Annotated in this window: 12 protein-coding genes; 1 reads left to right on the top strand and 11 read right to left on the bottom strand. The window is 48.8% G+C overall.

Annotation, left to right across the window (positions count from 1 at the left end; translation table 11 throughout):
* Window positions 1-16: 16 nt before the first annotated feature.
* From treS to WBG78_RS27335, 10 genes are all read right to left on the bottom strand, one after another.
* Complete coding sequence (gene treS / locus WBG78_RS27380) at window positions 17-3,346, bottom strand: maltose alpha-D-glucosyltransferase (protein ID WP_337329713.1); 3,330 nt, start codon at window positions 3,344-3,346, stop codon at window positions 17-19.
* Window positions 3,347-3,350: 4 nt separating this feature from the next.
* Window positions 3,351-5,294, bottom strand: a complete 1,944-nt coding sequence (locus tag WBG78_RS27375; protein WP_337329712.1) for an alpha-1,4-glucan--maltose-1-phosphate maltosyltransferase — start codon at window positions 5,292-5,294, stop codon at window positions 3,351-3,353.
* A 48-nt stretch (window positions 5,295-5,342) separates the two neighbouring features.
* The gene (locus tag WBG78_RS27370; protein WP_337329711.1) at window positions 5,343-7,130 is read right to left on the bottom strand and encodes an alpha-amylase family protein; all 1,788 of its coding nucleotides are present in this window, start codon (window positions 7,128-7,130) and stop codon (window positions 5,343-5,345) included.
* A gap of 75 nt (window positions 7,131-7,205) precedes the next feature.
* Window positions 7,206-7,577 carry a transmembrane 220 family protein gene (locus tag WBG78_RS27365; RefSeq protein ID WP_337329710.1) on the bottom strand — a complete coding sequence of 124 codons (372 nt, stop codon included), beginning with the start codon at window positions 7,575-7,577 and terminating at the stop codon, window positions 7,206-7,208.
* Window positions 7,578-7,645: 68 nt separating this feature from the next.
* The gene (locus tag WBG78_RS27360) at window positions 7,646-8,497 is read right to left on the bottom strand and encodes a sugar phosphate isomerase/epimerase family protein (protein ID WP_337329709.1); all 852 of its coding nucleotides are present in this window, start codon (window positions 8,495-8,497) and stop codon (window positions 7,646-7,648) included.
* A gap of 31 nt (window positions 8,498-8,528) precedes the next feature.
* The gene (locus tag WBG78_RS27355) at window positions 8,529-11,843 is read right to left on the bottom strand and encodes a ThuA domain-containing protein (RefSeq protein WP_337329708.1); all 3,315 of its coding nucleotides are present in this window, start codon (window positions 11,841-11,843) and stop codon (window positions 8,529-8,531) included.
* A 32-nt stretch (window positions 11,844-11,875) separates the two neighbouring features.
* The gene (locus WBG78_RS27350) at window positions 11,876-12,592 is read right to left on the bottom strand and encodes a 3-keto-disaccharide hydrolase (protein WP_337329707.1); all 717 of its coding nucleotides are present in this window, start codon (window positions 12,590-12,592) and stop codon (window positions 11,876-11,878) included.
* A gap of 117 nt (window positions 12,593-12,709) precedes the next feature.
* Window positions 12,710-13,135: a c-type cytochrome gene (locus WBG78_RS27345; protein ID WP_337329706.1), complete on the bottom strand. Its 426-nt coding sequence runs from the start codon at window positions 13,133-13,135 to the stop codon at window positions 12,710-12,712.
* A 54-nt stretch (window positions 13,136-13,189) separates the two neighbouring features.
* Complete coding sequence (locus tag WBG78_RS27340) at window positions 13,190-14,242, bottom strand: sugar phosphate isomerase/epimerase family protein (RefSeq protein ID WP_337329705.1); 1,053 nt, start codon at window positions 14,240-14,242, stop codon at window positions 13,190-13,192.
* A gap of 49 nt (window positions 14,243-14,291) precedes the next feature.
* Entirely contained in the window at window positions 14,292-15,446 is a 1,155-nt protein-coding gene (locus tag WBG78_RS27335) for a Gfo/Idh/MocA family protein (protein ID WP_337329704.1), read from the bottom strand.
* Window positions 15,447-15,624: 178 nt separating this feature from the next.
* Here WBG78_RS27335 and WBG78_RS27330 point away from each other — a divergent pair, with 178 nt between their 5' ends.
* On the top strand, window positions 15,625-16,665 hold the full coding sequence (locus WBG78_RS27330) for an aromatic ring-hydroxylating dioxygenase subunit alpha (RefSeq protein WP_337329703.1): 1,041 nt from the start codon (window positions 15,625-15,627) through the stop codon (window positions 16,663-16,665).
* Window positions 16,666-16,781: 116 nt separating this feature from the next.
* Here the strand turns inward: WBG78_RS27330 and WBG78_RS27325 are convergent, their stop codons facing one another.
* Window positions 16,782-17,357, bottom strand: a complete 576-nt coding sequence (locus WBG78_RS27325) for a glucosaminidase domain-containing protein (RefSeq protein ID WP_337329702.1) — start codon at window positions 17,355-17,357, stop codon at window positions 16,782-16,784.
* Between the last annotated feature and the right edge of the window lie 127 nt (window positions 17,358-17,484).

The raw sequence follows: 17,484 nt of genomic DNA, 5'->3' as shown, positions 1-17,484 counted from the left end.
CAGATGGTGCTGCGCCTCATTTCCCCTTGTCTTCCTTTTCAGCAAGATAACGCTGCATGAGATAGTAAATCCCCCGCAACGGAACAATTGTCCATGCCGGCCGGCCATTCAGCTCATAGCCCAATTCGTAGATGGCCTTCTCCAGGAGCAGTGTAAGAAGCAATATCTCATGCTGCGCACTGAATCGCGTCTCTAACCCCATCGCCTGCAAATAAGCGCCCAGAAAATACCGGTTGACATAATGTTGCCATTGGTCTGCCCATTTCTCAAGCCGCCCGATTTCCTCCTTCCGGTATGTATCGCTTAGCAATATCTTTCCGAGCGCGGCATAATGCAGTGACCTCATCATTCCGGCAACATCTTTCAATGGACTTTTCTTAAGCCTTCTCTCGTTGAATGAAACACCGGGCTCGCCTTCAAAGTCAATGATTACAAAATCACTCCCTGTGAAGAGCACCTGTCCCAGGTGATAGTCTCCATGAACACGGATCTTCTCGCCGGAGATCCTGTATTGATTCACCTGTGCAAAACAGGCAAGAATATCGTCCTCCATCGCCAGCACTTTTTTGGCAAGGTCCTGTGCTGCCGGATCAATTTTAGAAATAGAATGTTCAAGCAGGTTAAAGCGATCGCGCACTAGCTTCCTGAACGACGAGTAGAGCGACCGTTGGTAATTGGGAGTGATCTGCTCCGGCGCAAATGCCGCGTTTGATTTGTCCGACGCAAGCGCCTGATGCATTTCAGCCGTACGCTGGGCCAGCCGAACGATACGCTCGTAAAATCCGCGCCCAATCAACTCCTGTAATGGCAGAGGCGTTTCATCAAAGCGAAGGCTCACACTGTTAACAAGAGGTGGTGGTGTTAACGCCGCATCCTTTGAAAGGATCCTGTCATAATATTTCCCAACAGCTTCCAGGGCGAGTCCCCAGGCTTCGCCCTGGTTGTCGACCTTCTCCTGCAAGAGTCCAAACACTATTACTTTACCTTGCTGATCCCTGAATTCAAAACTTCCTGCATACCGGGGAGAGTTTTGAAATGATGTACGTTCAGATAGGAATCGCACTACCTCGACCTCAGGGTTCAATTCCTTTTCAAGCTTTCTATAGAACTTGAAAAAGTACTGATTGTTATAAATGACAGAGGTATTGCTTTGGTCTGTCTTGAGGATCTTAGAGTCAATGGCCTTGTCCTGATCGATCTTCGCGAATACACTGGAATGAAACTGAAGTGTTCCGCCCTCGTCGACGCGAATGCGGCTTTCCTTTGCCATGCTGAGAAAGAGAAAATCCCGGAATGGTTTGTCGTAGCTGCTGTCAACGATAAAACCAGGCTCACCCTGGATTTCGGCCCGACAAGCAACACTCTGTGCAGAATACTCCACGCGATCACTCATCAGCTTCTCCGGCATAAATGTTACCGGCAGGAAGTACAGTTCGGGCAATCGCTGAACATATTGTACTTCGAGTATCAGAAGGAAATGCATGTCGCGTTCAACCTTCAGCGCTATCGCCTTGTTGACGCTCACTTTGCTCACCACTTTTGCCTTTCCGCCAAACCAGCGACACTTCCTCATGAAAGGAGGAAGGATCTTGCGTTCAAGCGTGCGCACTTCACTGTAGTCATCGAAGAATTTCTCCCATGATGTGTCCGTAGTGATCACCGGAAGCTCGCCGCTTGCCTCACTGCGATCTTTCTTTTCGGGCGGATCAAGCTGAAACCAGAAATAACCATAGGGACCGATGGTGATCGGATAATCATTTACATCGACACTCATGAAGCGGTTCTGACTGAATACTTCAATCACTTCGCAGCCGCGATAATCGTTTAGCCTCAGCGTTGCAGACTGGGGAAACTGCGACAGGTTTGCTACGGTGATGATTTGAAGACCTTCATACGAGCGAACGAATGCCATCACCCGTCCATTCGTTGATTCTATAAACTTCATCGAGCCCCTGCCAAAGATGCCGAGGCGCTTGCGCATAGCCATCACGTTCTTGATCCACCACAACAGCGATGAATGGTTCTGTTCCTGCGTGGCCACATTTACAGATTCATGGCGGTAGACCGGATCGGTAATAATTGGCAGATATAATCTTTGCGGATTGGCCGTGGAGAATCCTGCATTAGGATTCATGTTCCATTGCATCGGCGTACGCACACCGAAGCGATCACCGAGGTATACATTATCGCCCATTCCAATCTCGTCGCCGTAGTAAAGCACCGGCGTGCCCGGCAGAGAGAAAAGAATGGCGTGCAATAGTTCAATCTTTCGCCTGTCGTTGTTCATCAACGGAGCGAGCCTGCGCCTGATGCCAACGTTGAACTTTGTGCCGGCATCGTCCGCATACGCCTTCATCAGATAATCCTTCTCCTCCTCCGTCACCATCTCCAGTCCAAGCTCGTCGTGGTTTCGAAGAAACACGGCCCACTGACTTGTCTCAGGAGTTTCAGGCGTTTGTTCAATAATGTCAATGATAGGATAACTATCCTCCGTTCTCAGCGCGAGGAACATCCGCGGCATGAGTGGATAGTGAAAGTTCATCTGGCATTCTCTTCCATCTCCGAAATATGCAGCAGCATCTTCAGGCCAGAGGTTCGCTTCTGCAATAAGTATCCTGTTACGGTAGTTCTTGTCGATGTGCGAGCGAAGCTTTCTCAGGAAGGCATGGGTCTGCGGTAGATTCTCGCTGCTGGTCCCCTCCTCTTCAAACAGGAAGGCAACGGATGCGAGACGAAACCCATCTACTCCAAGTTTCATCCAGAAGTCGACTACCTTAATCATCTCGAGCTGGACATCGACGCTGTCGAAGTTTAGCTCGGGCTGGTGCTTGTAAAAGCGGTGCCAGTAATAGGCACGGGCATCAGAGTCCCAGGTCCAGTTTGAATCTTCTGCCGAGAATATAACGCGTGCTTCTTTATAGCGATCGATGGAATCACTCCACACGTACATATCGCGAAACCTGGATCCGGCTTTCGCTTTTCGTGCTCGCTTAAACCACGGATGCTGATCCGAAGTGTGATTCAATATCAACTCCGTGATCACTTTGATATTTCTACGGTGTGCCTCCTTCAGGAACTGCTTAAAGTCTGCCAGCGTCCCATAGTCAGGGTGCACATCACAATATTCTGTTACATCGAATCCATCATCGCGCAATGGCGATGGAAAGAAGGGCAACAACCAGATCGTGTTGATGCCAAGGTCTTCAAGATAGTCAAGCTTTTCTATGAGGCCCTGAAAGTCGCCAATGCCGTCGCCGTCGCCATCATAGAAAGCGCGCACGGACACCTCATAGATGATTGCGTCCTTAAACCATAATGCTTCGTTGGCCTTTGGCGAAGTCTTCATGCAACTATTGGAAAGGATCTCCGATCTCCACCTTGAATAAATGGAATGGCATCTTGTATGGATCGAGAGAAATAAAGTTCCACTCCTGAGTCCATGTGTATACTTCTTCTGTTATAAGATCGCGGACGCGAACATGAATATGGTCTCCAAGTTTCAGGCGGTCTTTAGGCAGCTGTACGTAGCCCGATTGCGTTCCATTGGGATCGAGATTAACGACGACCAGAATGATGTTGCTCAGGTCCGGAGTTGCCTTCAGATAACTGAGGAGGAAACCATTATCTATCTGGCAGAACTGCAGGTTCCACGTCGAGTGTAGTGCGTCGTTTTCTTTGCGCGCACGATTTACCAGCGTAATGATGTCGGTCAGCCGCGTCGTGCGTTTCCAGTCGTAGTGCTTTACCTCGAACTTCTCGGAGTTCATGTACTCTTCGCGACCTGGCAAAGGTTGGTTGTCGTACAACTCATATGCAGGTCCGTACATGCCGTAATTCGATGAAAGCGTTGCTGCCAACGCGTAACGCATGATGAATATGTTTTCTCCCTGATGCTGCAGATGGTATGGAAGAATGTCTGGAGTATTGGGCCAGAAATTCGGACGGTAGTAATTTCGCGACTGGCCATACACAAGCTCGTTCATGTATTCAACGATCTCCTGTTTGTGAACACGCCAGGTGAAGTAAGTATAGGATTGATTAAAGCCTGCTTTTGCAAGGGAGGCCATAATGCGGGGTCTCGTAAATGCTTCCGCCAGAAATATGATATCAGCGTATGATTTGTTTACCTCACCAATAACCCACTGCCAGAACGGCGTTGGTTTCGTATGAGGGTTATCGACGCGAAAGATGGTCACGCCCTGATCGATCCAGAATGTAATTACTGACTTCAATTCCATCCACAGCGCCTGCCAGTCATTGCATTCGAAGTTGAATGGATAGATGTCCTGATATTTCTTTGGTGGATTCTCAGCGTATTGAATAGAACCGTCGGGACGTTGCTTGAACCAGTCCGGATGCTCCTTCACATAAGGATGATCCGGCGCGCACTGGAATGCAAGATCGAGCGCGATGTCGAGTCCATGTGACTTTGCTTCAGTGATGAGCATCTTATAGTCATCCAGCGTGCCTAACGCGGGAAGTACTGACTTATGTCCGCCTTCATCGCTTCCAATCGCCCAGGGAGAACCGGGTTCACCCGGCTCCGCCTTTACCGTATTGTTCTTACCCTTGCGGTTAACTTTTCCTATTGGATGGATCGGAGGAAGATAAAGAACATCGAAGCCCATTGCTTCAATACGCGGTAGTAATTTGATCACATCGCGGAACGTGCCATGCCTGTTATCCAGTGATGCAGACCTGGGAAACAACTCGTACCACGCCGTGAAGTTTACACGCTTGCTTTCGACCACGACTTCGTATACGCGCTCGGTAGTTGTTGCGTGATCAATCAGAGGATGATCGTGAACAACATGCGCGAATTCATCCGACCGTACATAAGCAACAGCTTCATCGTAGCTACCTTCCAGACGCGCAATAGCGTGAGTCAGTTTATGTTTGCGCGTTTCCAAAGTCTTCAGAAACACGACACCTTCTCTCAACTCAAGCTGAACATCAACATTCGCTGCTGCCTTCTTTTTGAAGCCATCGTACCAGGTATCGAAATGATCGATCCATGCCGTGACTTTAAAGTGATAGATGCCCTTTTCAGTTGTATCAAATGTTCCTTTCCAAAAGTCGTTTCCGAGGTGAGTCATTTCAGTCTCATGCCAGTTCGACTCTGACGACTTTTTGAAAAGCACGCGCGCGCGGATATGATCGTGACCATCTCCGAGAATATCGGCCGTAACATCCACCTGCTCTCCTACCGTGCGCTTCGCAGGATAGAGGCCATTGTCGATGAACGGCTGAACATTCTCAATGATGACACGCGATGTTCCTGGTATCTTGATCATGGTTGTAGCTCGTATAATGAAAACAGCATCCTCAGCGGATACTGTTAATTACTTAATCTTAAATATAAAAGAACTAAAGGGCTTACACTTCAATTCGAATGTGTAGTCGGCACTGAAGCCAACTTCGGCATCCCGCCACAGCAGATCACGTGCTATATATGCGCTGCTGTTGTCAAGCCCCATTTGGGTGACGATGTCCTGAGGAATCTGGACTTTTATAGTAAGTGGCTCAGCGCTGTAGGTGGTCACGATCAGAAGTCTTTCTTCACCTGCATACCTGACAAAAGCGTGCACCTTGTCGTTAAAGTTTCCGTTGGCTTGATTATGGACTGTGAGGTCGGCGTACTCACCTGAAGATATAGCTTCATTAGTGGTCGCGAGTGTTGTGAGGTCGCTGTAAAACATTCTTAACTGCTTTTGTTCGGCAGATAAAGAATCACCATTGAATCTACCGTGGTTCATCCACTTCTGATGCTCAGGCACACCCCAGTAATCGTAAATAGTTGTGCGTCCGTCGTCGCCCTGAAATCCTTCGTTACCTGCGCCCGGCTCACCTACCTCCTGGCCAAAGTAGATCATAACGGCTCCCCTATCTAACGTCGCGCTCACGACCATGGCTGGTACTGCTTTCCATGGATCTCCAGCAAAAAATCTCGATGCTATTCTTTGCTCGTCGTGGTTCTCCAGGAAGTGAAGCATGTTGTGATTGATACCATGCAGTGACTGGCGGATATCCACTATTTCACGGGTGGACCGCTGGCCGGATGTTAACAACCGCAGCGTATCATACAACTGGACCTTGTCGTAGAGATAGTTGAATCCGCCCTGTTCCAGGTAGCTTCTGTATAATGCCGGATTATAAATTTCGGCAATGAAGATCAGCTCATGGTTCTCGGACTTGACCTGAGGAATTACCCAGTGCCAGAATTCGACAGGAACCATTTCGGCCATATCGCAGCGAAAGCCGTCTACATTCTTTGAAGCCCAGAACTTAAGTATGTCACGCATCTTGATCCATGTGTCCGGCACCGGATCAAAGTGTGTTGCATTGTTATGCTGATAGTCGACGCCATAGTTGAGCTTTACCGTTTCGTACCAATCCGTAAGACTGGGTGAAGCGGAAAAGACGTTATTGCCGGTAACCTTTGCCGGCGTCTCATCAAACTTTCCATCGAACTCAGCGAATGCTGATGCACTGCGCTTCGGTGGCTGAAAGGTGCTTCCGGGTATATAATAGAAATTATTGGAAGCACTGAATGCAAGCGTATCGATGTCTTTCCCGCCGAGGTCGACAACGCCAGCGGGTTTCTTATCAGAATGGTAACGACGCGCCACGTGGTTAGGAACAAAATCGATAATGACCTTCAGACCGTTCTCATGCGTACGGCGCACGAGTTGTTCAAACTCTGCCATCCTGTTCGCCGGGCTTACGGCAAGATCAGGATTGACATCATAGTAGTCTTTGATCGCGTATGGAGAACCCGCGATGCCTTTCACCACATCGGGATCGTCGGCAGGAATTCCCTGTGCCGAGTAATCAGTTAACAGGGCATGCTCAATCACTCCCGTGTACCAAACGTGGGTTATGCCCATCTCTTTGATTGCCTTCAGGGCGCGCGCATCGATGTCGTTGAACTTACCGACACCGTTTTCATCACGCGTACCGTTGGGTTTGTTGTTCGTGTTCTTGTTACCAAACAAACGCGTCATCACCTGATATATCGCGATTTTTCCTGAACCGTTGTCGTTTGACATGAGTGGTGGGATTTTTTCTTTCTGCTTCGAGCAGGCGACCAGCAAAACAATAGTAGCAAGGCAAGGTATAAGACCTCTCATAGGGCTTGAATTTAAAAAGAAAAGACAGCTTTTTGCGCTGTCTCTTCAAAATCGTTGATGATATGGTGATTATCCTCAGGCCACGCTGCGTTTCCTCGCCTGAACGATATAAATAACCACTACAATCATACAAATAAGAAGGCCTAAGAACTCGCGGGCTTCTTCAATATACCAATGTTCCATCTTAGCGATGTCGTCAAACAAGAGGGCTTTGTTGTCCTGTCTTAACCATTCCATCACACCCTTGAAGTAGAATACGCTGTATGCCAGGTAAGCAACCAATAGAACAACAAGAAACCTCAAAGGATAATACGAGAATATTGCCATCACACACACCACCGCCATTGCCCCATAGATCAATATCCATATCAGCGGATCGGGGTCATTGATTTGCACAAAGGCAAAAATCAGAAACATGACGGCGAGCAGAAAATTGACAACTTTCATAGTCAGATTAATATATAAACACAAAGATCGCCATTTCGGGCGACCTTTTGTGTTTTCAGTTTAGTGCTTTAGTGCAGGGTCTTGAGATATTTCGCCGACGCTGCTACGCTTTCAATAGGATCGCCGGGGAACGTATCATACTCAACATACCAATGCTTCATACCAGCCTTCTTGGCCTGTGCGAACAAGCTCTTGAAGTCGATTGAGCCGTCGCCAACATTGGAATTTTTAGTATTGTCGTCCTTGCTCATGTCTTTAATGTGCCACTGCTCGAACCGGCCCGGGAATGCGTTGAAGTACTTCACAGGATCGTGCCCGCCGCGGATGATCCAGTAAAGGTCTAATTCTATTCCTACCTTCTTGGGATCGAGTTCTTTCAGCATCACATCAAATGGAATCTGACCATCCAAGGTTTCGAATTCGAAGGCGTGGTTATGATACTGGAAGCGAATACCGTTCTTATTGCAGACCTCTCCTGCTGCATTAAGAGCAGCGCAGATCTTCTTATAGTCATCGATTGACTTACGATCGGCTTCTACCAGATAGGGCATCACCATGAACTCCTGACCGTTCTTCTTGGCATCGTCAACAGCCTTCAGCCAGGTATCTCCTGTTATCTGGGCCAGACCATAGTGTCCGCTGGTAACCTTCATGCCAAGGCTCTTGGCGTGATTACAGAAGTCCGAAAAGTTCATTCCGAAGATCTGGCCATCTTTATAGCTAAACGTTTCAAGATCTTTATAACCAAAGCCGGCTACTTTTTGCAGTACGCCTTTGGGGTCCTTCATGATAGACTCGCGAACAGCATATAAGGCAAGTCCCATGCCCTTCTGCGATTTTCCGGCCGCCAGAAAAGACGGAAGGGACAGCAAGCCTACGGCTGCAAAGGATGCTGTTTGTACAAACTCTCTTCGTTTCATATCAGGTTTGGTTTGGGTGTAGTTGAATGGGCTATTTGTTCTCCAACTTGAGGGTGCTGAAATAGAACATCGACTTTTCCTTTGCATCCGGGCTCCTGAATACAAGGTACAGATCGTGGTTGCCGGTTTCAGCCTGCAAACTTGTGGATACAGCAGCTACCCCGACTTTGGAGAAAGTTACTTTTCCAATGAGCTTGCCATCGGGCTTGTCCAGACGGATCTCGATGTCACCACCAGTGTTGGTGTTCTTATCCACAATATAAGTTGTCGCTGTCGCTTTTTTGATACCGCTCATGTCAAGATTCTTATATACGGCATAGGAGCCGTCGCGCAGGTTCTCCAGTCCCCATTGGCCCTGGTAGTTGATCTTTCGTGCGGTTTGAAGCTCTGATACTGCATTGGCACTGAGCACGTTGCTTCGGAGCAATACCGCATCGGTTGCGGAAAGCGAGGGAACTGCGCCCTGAGCCTTATCGTTGTAGCTGGCCGTGAGCACATAGGCTCCGTCGGTTTCATTACCGGGCGTCACCGTTCCGCTCAGCGGAAGCCTCCGCTGCTCCTTATCGTCGGCCAGAGAAAGGATATATTGAACCATCTGGCGAGCATCGTCAACGCTCACCTGGGGATGCGCGGCCATCTCCGTTGTTCCCCAGACGCCTGCTCCACCTTTGATGACCTTAGCTGCCAGCAGATCTACGGCGTCTTTCTGTCCCTTATACTTCGACGCTACATCTTTGTATGCAGGACCAGCGGACTTTTGATCGATGATGTGACATGCCTTACAGTCGCTCTTTGCGATAAGCGCTTTGCCCGGCAACTCGATGGCTGCCTGCTGATGGCCCTGCGCGATGTGGGTCATGTCATAGCCTTTGAGGTAATCGAAGGTCACGATGACGGCGTCTTTAGCAATCTTGCCATCAGACGTTGCTCCATCCTCTTTGTCGGTAACACTTACGTCATAACCAACCGGCGTACCTGGGAAATAAAATGTTTTGTTGCCACTGGTAATGCTCGCCTTAACCACCGGAGGCTGGTTGCCCGCAGTGATCGGAATGATGCTTGATACGGCCATGCCTTTATCATCCGTAACTGTCAGCTTCGCGTTGATGACTCCGGCCTTATCGAGTGCAACGTTGAAGTCGCCATTCTCAGAAGGGATCTTCTTACCATCAACTTCAAGCTCATAGGTCAGCTTATCCCCATCAGGATCTGATGATCCTTTGGATGTAAAAGCAACCTGCAATGGTACGGCGCCCGAGGTCTTGTCTGATGAGAAGGCTACAACTGGTGGCCTATTGCCTCCGTTGAAATCAATCCGAACGAGACGTGCATCGATGTTCTGTTTGAACCATGCAGTTCCATACTCAATCATGTACAGCCGTCCATCGGGACCATAAGCCATGTCGCTGATGTTGTTGAATTTTGTGTTCGGCATGAAGGCCTCGATGTCCTCCTGTGCTCCGTCCTGGTTCATCGTCACGAGGAACATCCATCCTCTGATCCAGTCGTACATGAGGAACTTGCCATCGAAGTAATCAGGGAAGGCAGTGGCTACATTCTTGTAGTGCTCGCTGTAATAAACGGGTCCAGCCATAGCGTTGCGTCCGCCTTCCTTCACCATCGGGAAGTCTTCCGACTTAGCATAAGGATACCATACAAACGCGGCATTTGCAGGAGGCAATTCTCTCTTTCCTGTGTTGTTGGGAGACTCGTTGAGTGGCGCTTTAGGATCCCACTTCTGCAATACTGCCTTCTTAGCGAAGTCGTATTTGGCGTATGCATAGTTGTTGCCGACAAAGTAAGGCCAGCCAAAGTTACCTGCCTTCTGGGCCTGGTTCACTTCATCATAGCCACGAGGTCCGCGGAGCGAATCGTTTTGTCCGGCATCGGGGCCAACTTCGCCCCAATAAAGGAAGCCAGTCTTTTCATCCAATGAAATGCGATACGGATTGCGGCATCCCATTACATAAATCTCGGGGCGCGTCTTCTCCTCTCCTTTGGCGAAGAGATTTCCTTCAGGGATGGTATAAGTTCCATCCGGTTCAATATGAATGCGGAGGATCTTACCACGGAGGTCGTTGGTATTACCCGAAGACTTCTGCGCATCGAAGGGTGATCTTCCAGGGATTTCATCGGAAGGGCTGTAACCATCAGAAGCAAAAGGACTGGTGTTATCACCTGTTGATACATAAAGATTGCCATCGGGACCGAATGCCATAGATCCACCCGTATGGCAGCACGTTTCGCGCTGTGTTACGACTTCAATGATTTCCTTCTCCGATGACTGATCGATCTTGCCATCTGCAAACACGAACCGGCTTACGATGTTTGCCGAGCGCTCGGGATGCGAATAGAAGATGTACACGTAATGATTGTCAGCAAACTTAGGGTCAAGTGCAAGGCCGATCATGCCGTCTTCAAACTTTGTTCCCGGAGTGAAAGTGTTGATCAGTTTGATCTTGCCTTCAGCGGGATCGTACATTTTAACGGTACCCTTGCGTTCGAGAAACATCACGCGTCCATCGGGCAGTACTGCCATCTCCGTGGGCTCGTCGAGGTTGAAGTCGAGGACCGTCTTTGTGAATCGGTTCTCGTCTGGTGCACGCTTCGTCTTTGCCTTGCTGTAGTCGAGCTTAACGTTGTCGCCGATGGCATAACGTATGCCCTGGAGCAAATGACCAAGATATACGGCGTCGGCATAACTTTCCTTCGTGTGCCCCATGCCCGTGTAGAATGATCGGCCACCTTCGAAGTCGTGATACCAGGCAATCGGATGGCTGTCGCCATTCTCGCCACCTTCATAAGATGACTCATCGAGGTTCAGGATGACCTGAATGTCGGGGGAGATCTTCTTATAGTTGTACCATTCGTCGGTGCGTGTCCAGCTTTCAGGAACGCCATCCTCTCCAAATGCTTTGACCTTTTTTACAGTGGCCTGTTGTGTCTTTGGATGGCTTTTAAACCACGCGCCGACAAGGCGGCCATACCACGGCCACTCGTATTCCGTATCCGCTGCAGCGTGAATACCCACGAAACCGCCCCCTGCCTCTATGAAGCGTTTGAAATCATCCTGCTGGGGAACGTCCAGCACATCCATGGTTGTGCTGAGGAAAATAACGGCCTGGTAACGTTTGAGGGTTTCTTCATTAAAAAGGCTGGCATCTTCCGTTGTGTCAACTTCAAAGCCATGCGTTTTCCCGAGCTGCATCAATACGACTTTCCCCGTATCGATGGACTCGTGGCGATAGCCCTTTGTTTTCGAAAATACCAGTACCCTTGCCTGATCCTTCTTCCCACAGGAAAGCAAAAGGCAAAACAATACCACGATGGATAAATATGATTTCATAAAAGGAGGCGCGTAAAATGTTTTCGGGAGAATTATTTCAATTCTCTGATCTTGATGTTGCGGTACCAAACCTGGTTACCGTGGTCCTGTAGGGCGATGTGTCCGCCGGTGGCTTTACCAAAGTCAGGCATGCTCTTAAACTTGCTGCCGGCCACCATCTGGTCCCATGCGGCATCGTGCATCGTGAAGGTCACAATCTTCTCGCCATTGAGCCAGAACTGCATCTTACCGTGATCTGAAACGATCTTAGCAACGTTCCATTCGCCAGCGGGCTTTACTGTTTCCTTTGAGCTGGAGATAAGATCGTAGAGATCGCCTGCGCGGTGCTTGATGATCTTTGAATCAGGATGGCAGGTGTTATCGATTACCTGCATTTCAGGACCTGTAACATAGGTTGCCTTGTACTTTGGATCTTCAACGACGTTAAAGATGATGCCGCTGTTTCCGCAGTTGGAAATCTTCCACTCGATGCTAAACTCGTAGTTTTCGTATGTCTTGTCGGTGAGCAGATCGCCGCGACCTTCTTTCGATTCGCTGTTGAGCGTCAGTGCGCCGTCTTCAATCTTCCAACCGGAACCTGCTGATTGTGTGTTGAATGTTCTCCATCCTGATGTTGACTTGCCGTCAAACAAAAGTGTCCATCCCTCCTTCTTCTCCTTTGCGGTAAGCGTGTTCTGAGCCGCCACCTGAAGTGAACCTGCTACGCAAAGTGCAGCAGCAACTATAGAGGTCAAGTAAATTCTTTTCATGATTTCTGGGTGTAAGTTTTAATGTTCGCTATACGTTCTACACGATCTGCATAAAGGCCCCGCAAAAATGCGAGGCCTCTTTCAGATCAAACTTCAAATGATATTTGCCGTGATGTCTCAGTCTTTGATCTTCTCACCGTCGAGTGAGAGGACATACATCGCCATCTTTTCTGCATCTGCCATTGGGATAGCATGTGGTGACATTGGAATCTCACCCCATACGCCACTGCCGCCTTCAATTATCTTCTTGGCCAGTAGCCCTACGTTGGCATGAGTGAATTCATACTTCTTAGCAACATCGGTATGCGAAGGACCGATGATCTTGTTCGTAGGATGGTGACAGGTTTTGCAGTCGCTTGCATCTACAAGTGCCTTACCCTGTGCAATGAGATCATCTGCAGACTCTTTCTTGGGCTCTGCTGTTTCATAAGCATCGTAAGCATCCTTGTCTTCTTCCTTCGCTTCTTCCTTCTTAGAACCACATGATGTAAGTGCAAAGGTGGCCGCACTTACCAATGCAATCGCCAAAAAAATCTTCTTCATTGGGTTATTGGTTATTTGTTATACTATTAGTTCTTATTTGATTCTTCCCGGAGATTAAATTCCGAGAACAGTTCTGTTCAGCTTCGAATTCTTTTCTGTACCGGCGAAGTCATCGAACGCCTTTTCCGTCACGCGGATAATATGGTCCTTAATGAATGGCGCACCTTCGGCAGCACCCTGTTCCGGATGCTTGATAGCGCACTCCCATTCGAGAACAGCCCATCCCTCGTAACCGTATTGAGTAAGCTTGGAGAAGATCGACTTAAAGTCAACCTGTCCGTCGCCCAATGAACGGAAGCGGCCCGGGCGGTTAACCCAATCCTGGTATCCACCATACACGCCGCTTCTTCCGGTTGGATTGAACTCGGCATCCTTTACGTGGAACATCTTAATGAACTGATGATAGAAGTCGATGTACTGGAGATAATCCAGCTGCTGCAATACGAAGTGGCTTGGATCGTAGAGGATGTTGCAGCGTGTATGCTTTCCAACCGCTTCCCAGAAGCGTTCGAAAGATGCACCATCGTGGAGATCTTCTCCAGGGTGGATCTCATAACAAAGATCAACACCGGCTTTATCGAATGTATTCAATATCGGCAGCCAGCGTTTTGCCAGTTCTTTAAATCCATCTTCAACAAGTCCTGCAGGGCGCTGTGGCCATGCATAAAACGTATGCCACATGAGTGCGCCTGAGAAAGTACAGTGCGCGTTAAGGCCAAGGTTCTTACTTGCCTTAGCTGCAGACTTTAACTGATCAACCGCCCACGCAGTGCGCGCCTTAGGATCCTTTCGCACCGACTTCGGAGCGAACGAATCGAACAGTTCATTATATGCAGGATGAACAGCTACGAGCTGTCCCTGAAGGTGAGTTGACAGTTCAGTTACCTGTAGTCCGGCAGACTCTACGATGCCTTTGAATTCATCACAGTAGTCTTTGCTTTCCGCAGCCAGCTTAAGATCTATGCAGCGTGCATCCCATGTTGGAATTTGAACTCCGATATAGCCGAGTGAAGCTGCCCACTTGCAGATTGACTTCAGATTATCGAATGGCGCCGCGTCGCCCATGAACTGGGCCAGGAATATCGCCGGTCCTTTTATTGTTTTCATTAAGAGCCAGAGTCGTTAAAGGTGTATTAGAATAAGTATCAGGATAAGATCAGTCGAGCTTTGTCCACTTCTGATTGGACTTGCTGGACTCGACAACTGTTTGAACGAAGCTCATGCCGTGAACACCGTCATCAACACCTGGGAAATCATAATCCTTAGTATTCAGTTTCACGCCCGGCTTGTAGTCGCGCACTGCTTTCGTAAACGCACGATATATGTTAGCAAATGCCTCCAGGTATCCTTCAGGGTGACCTGCAGGAGTGCGGGTGAAGTTCTTAGCATCCTGAGAAATGTAGCCCATACCCGTGCGGATGATCTCCTTCGGACGATCGAGCCACTTGAGGATCATGGAGTTTGGTTCTTCCTGTTTCCACTCGAGACCACCCTTCTCTCCATAGATACGGATGTTGAGGTTGTTCTCTTCACCTGCTGCCACCTGAGTAGCCATGAGCACGCCAGACGCTCCGTTGTCGAATTTGATCAACATAGAGCTGTCGTCGTCAAGCAAGCGACCTGGCACGACTGTATTAAGCATCGCGCATACTTCGGTGATCTTCAAGCCTGTGATATATTCAGCGAGGTTAGCCGCGTGAGTTCCGATATCGCCGATAGCGCCACCCATACCAGATTGCTTAGGGTCTGTGCGCCATGAAGCCTGGAGGTTGCCGGTGCCTTCGAGAAGAGTAGAGAGCCATCCCTGAGGATATTCAACGAACACTTTTCTGATCTTGCCAAACTTTCCGTCTGCGACCATCTTTCGTGCTTCTTTCACGAGCGGATAGCCGGTATAAGTATGAGTAAGTCCGAGGAGGAGGCCGGTCTTGCTTACCAGCTGCTGAAGTTCTTTGGCTTCATCGAGGTTGAAAGAGATTGGCTTTTCAACAACAACGTGAAAGCCGCTTTCGAGGGCCATCTTGGAGGGGCCGAAGTGCACGTGGTTGGGGGTAACTACAGAAACGAAATCTATGCGTTGGTCAGCAGGAAGCTTCTTCTCGGCTTCGAACATTTCCTGGTACGTTTCATAAACGCGATTGGGATTCAGGTAAAGAGCGTCACCTGTTGCTTTTGATTCACCCGGAACGATGCTGAAGGCACCACACACGAGCTCAATTTCTCCATCGATACCAGCTGCCTTTCTATGAACAGGACCGATAAATGAGGTAAGGCCGCCACCGACCATTCCCATACGCAATTTTCTTTTCATTCAGATTTACAGTTTGGTTTCAAGTAAAGGATTAAAAGTTTAATAATAAAGCATGAAAATTACAGAAAACGATTGCGATAAGCATTGGAGGTCGAGAAAATTTATGGTTCAATCGATGTCCTGTTGAATTTGGAAACCTGACCAAATAGGCCTTCCTTGCTCTCTTTAGAACTGCAGCATGAACGAATCCCTCTTTCTGAAAAATCTCTGGTACTTCGTCATGCATGGGTCGAAGCTTGAAAAGGGCAAGCTTCAGGGTCGGGAGATCGTAGGCGAGAAGATTGTGTTCGGGCGCGATCCTGACGGTAAGCCGTTTGCGTTACGCGACAACTGCCCTCACCGGGGCGTGCCACTTTCTCAGGGCTGGTACGATGGCAAGGAGATCCAATGCTGTTATCATGGCTGGAGGTTTGATACGGCAGGAACATGCCTGGGGATCCCGGCATTGTTTGATGAGAAATTCAATGCTTCCAAGATAAAGGTATTTCAGTATCCCGTACGGGAGATCAATGGCACCATCTGGGTGTACATTCCCCATAACAAACTGCAAATAGCGGATGCGGATGAGCGACTGCCTGATCTGCTTGTCCCGAAAGACAAAGACTTTCTGCATGTAGAGACCGTGACCATGCCCGCGGATATCGATCACTCCGTTATCGGACTTATTGATCCGGCACACGTTACGTTTGTACATCAGTCGTGGTACTGGCGATCCGCCAAGAAGCTGAAGCTGAAGGAAAAGAAGTTCGAGCCCGATGGCATGGGTTTTAAGATGGTGCGTCATGCGCCGTCATCGAACTCGAAGGGTTATTCGGTGCTGAAGGGCGGAACCTCGACTGAGATCAATTTCCAGTTGCCCGGAGTGCGCACGGAACATATCAAGGTTGGTGACCGTGAGATCGTTTCGATTACGTGCCTCACTCCTATCAATGAAAATGAGACTGAGTTAAATCACATCTTTTATACGTCCATTAGTGTTATAAAATACCTATGGTGGCCCCTGAGGTTTCTTGGTAAACAGTTCATACACCAGGACCTCGGAGTGTTTAGGAAGCTCAATGAAGGACTGCAAAGCAAGCCAACGCTAATGCTATTGGGGGAACCCGATGCGCAGGCGAGATGGTACTTTGAGTTGAAGCGGGCGTGGTCGATGTCAGTACAAAACAAGACACCGTTTGTAAATCCGGTGGAGGGGAAGACGCTGCATTGGATAACATAGGAATTAAGAATTAAGAATTAAGAGTTAAGAATTAGCAGGCACGACCTTCGGTCGTGGCTTTCATCAGCCGCAGGCTGGCGGCTAATTCATAATTCTTAACTCTTAATTCTTAATTCTCATCGCCACGGTACTATCTGGTCCCAAAAGCCCAGCAGGTAGATGCAAAGTCTAACGAGGCTAATGGTGACTACGGTCCGGAGGACGTATTCCAGGATCCAACGCGTGTCCATCCAATAAAGCTTGTGCTTGTTAACAATCTGGACGATGCGTTCGCCATAGCGCGGGTCGTTTGAGACGACGGCAGCCTGTAAGATTTCTGACTGCATCTTTAAAGTGTCGTCATAAAACAACATCGTGGGCCACGACTTGCGTTTGCTCAGCAGCATGTCGATCCGGTCGGCGACGGATTGTTCACCCGTGACGTATACCCTGAACCAGGCCATCCGACCCTTAGCCTTTGGACTGATGGTCCGGATGGGCAAGCGTACTTTGGGGCCTTTCCATTTCGAATCAGCGCGCATGCGGGTGTCATTATTATAAACGCTGGCGTGAACGCCTTCGCCTGCATTTGCTGTTTCATCGGCTGACTCGTAGATCGCATGCGCCATCACAACGGACGGCAAGATACCGGTTGTGCGGAGCCGGGCCTTGATAAAACCACGGAAGCGGGAAATATAATCTTTAATACTCAAGGTGTTTCTGTTTAAAAGGTTTGAGCGGGTCGAGAGAAATTAAGAATTAAGAATTAAGAGTTAAGAATTAGCAGCCAGCCTGCGCCTGATTGAAAGCCACGACCGCTGGTCGTGATAGCTAATTCTT

Source organism: Chryseolinea sp. T2 (assembly GCF_037203685.1).
Taxonomy (GTDB): domain Bacteria; phylum Bacteroidota; class Bacteroidia; order Cytophagales; family Cyclobacteriaceae; genus Chryseolinea.
This window is presented reverse-complemented; position numbering and strand designations above follow the sequence as displayed.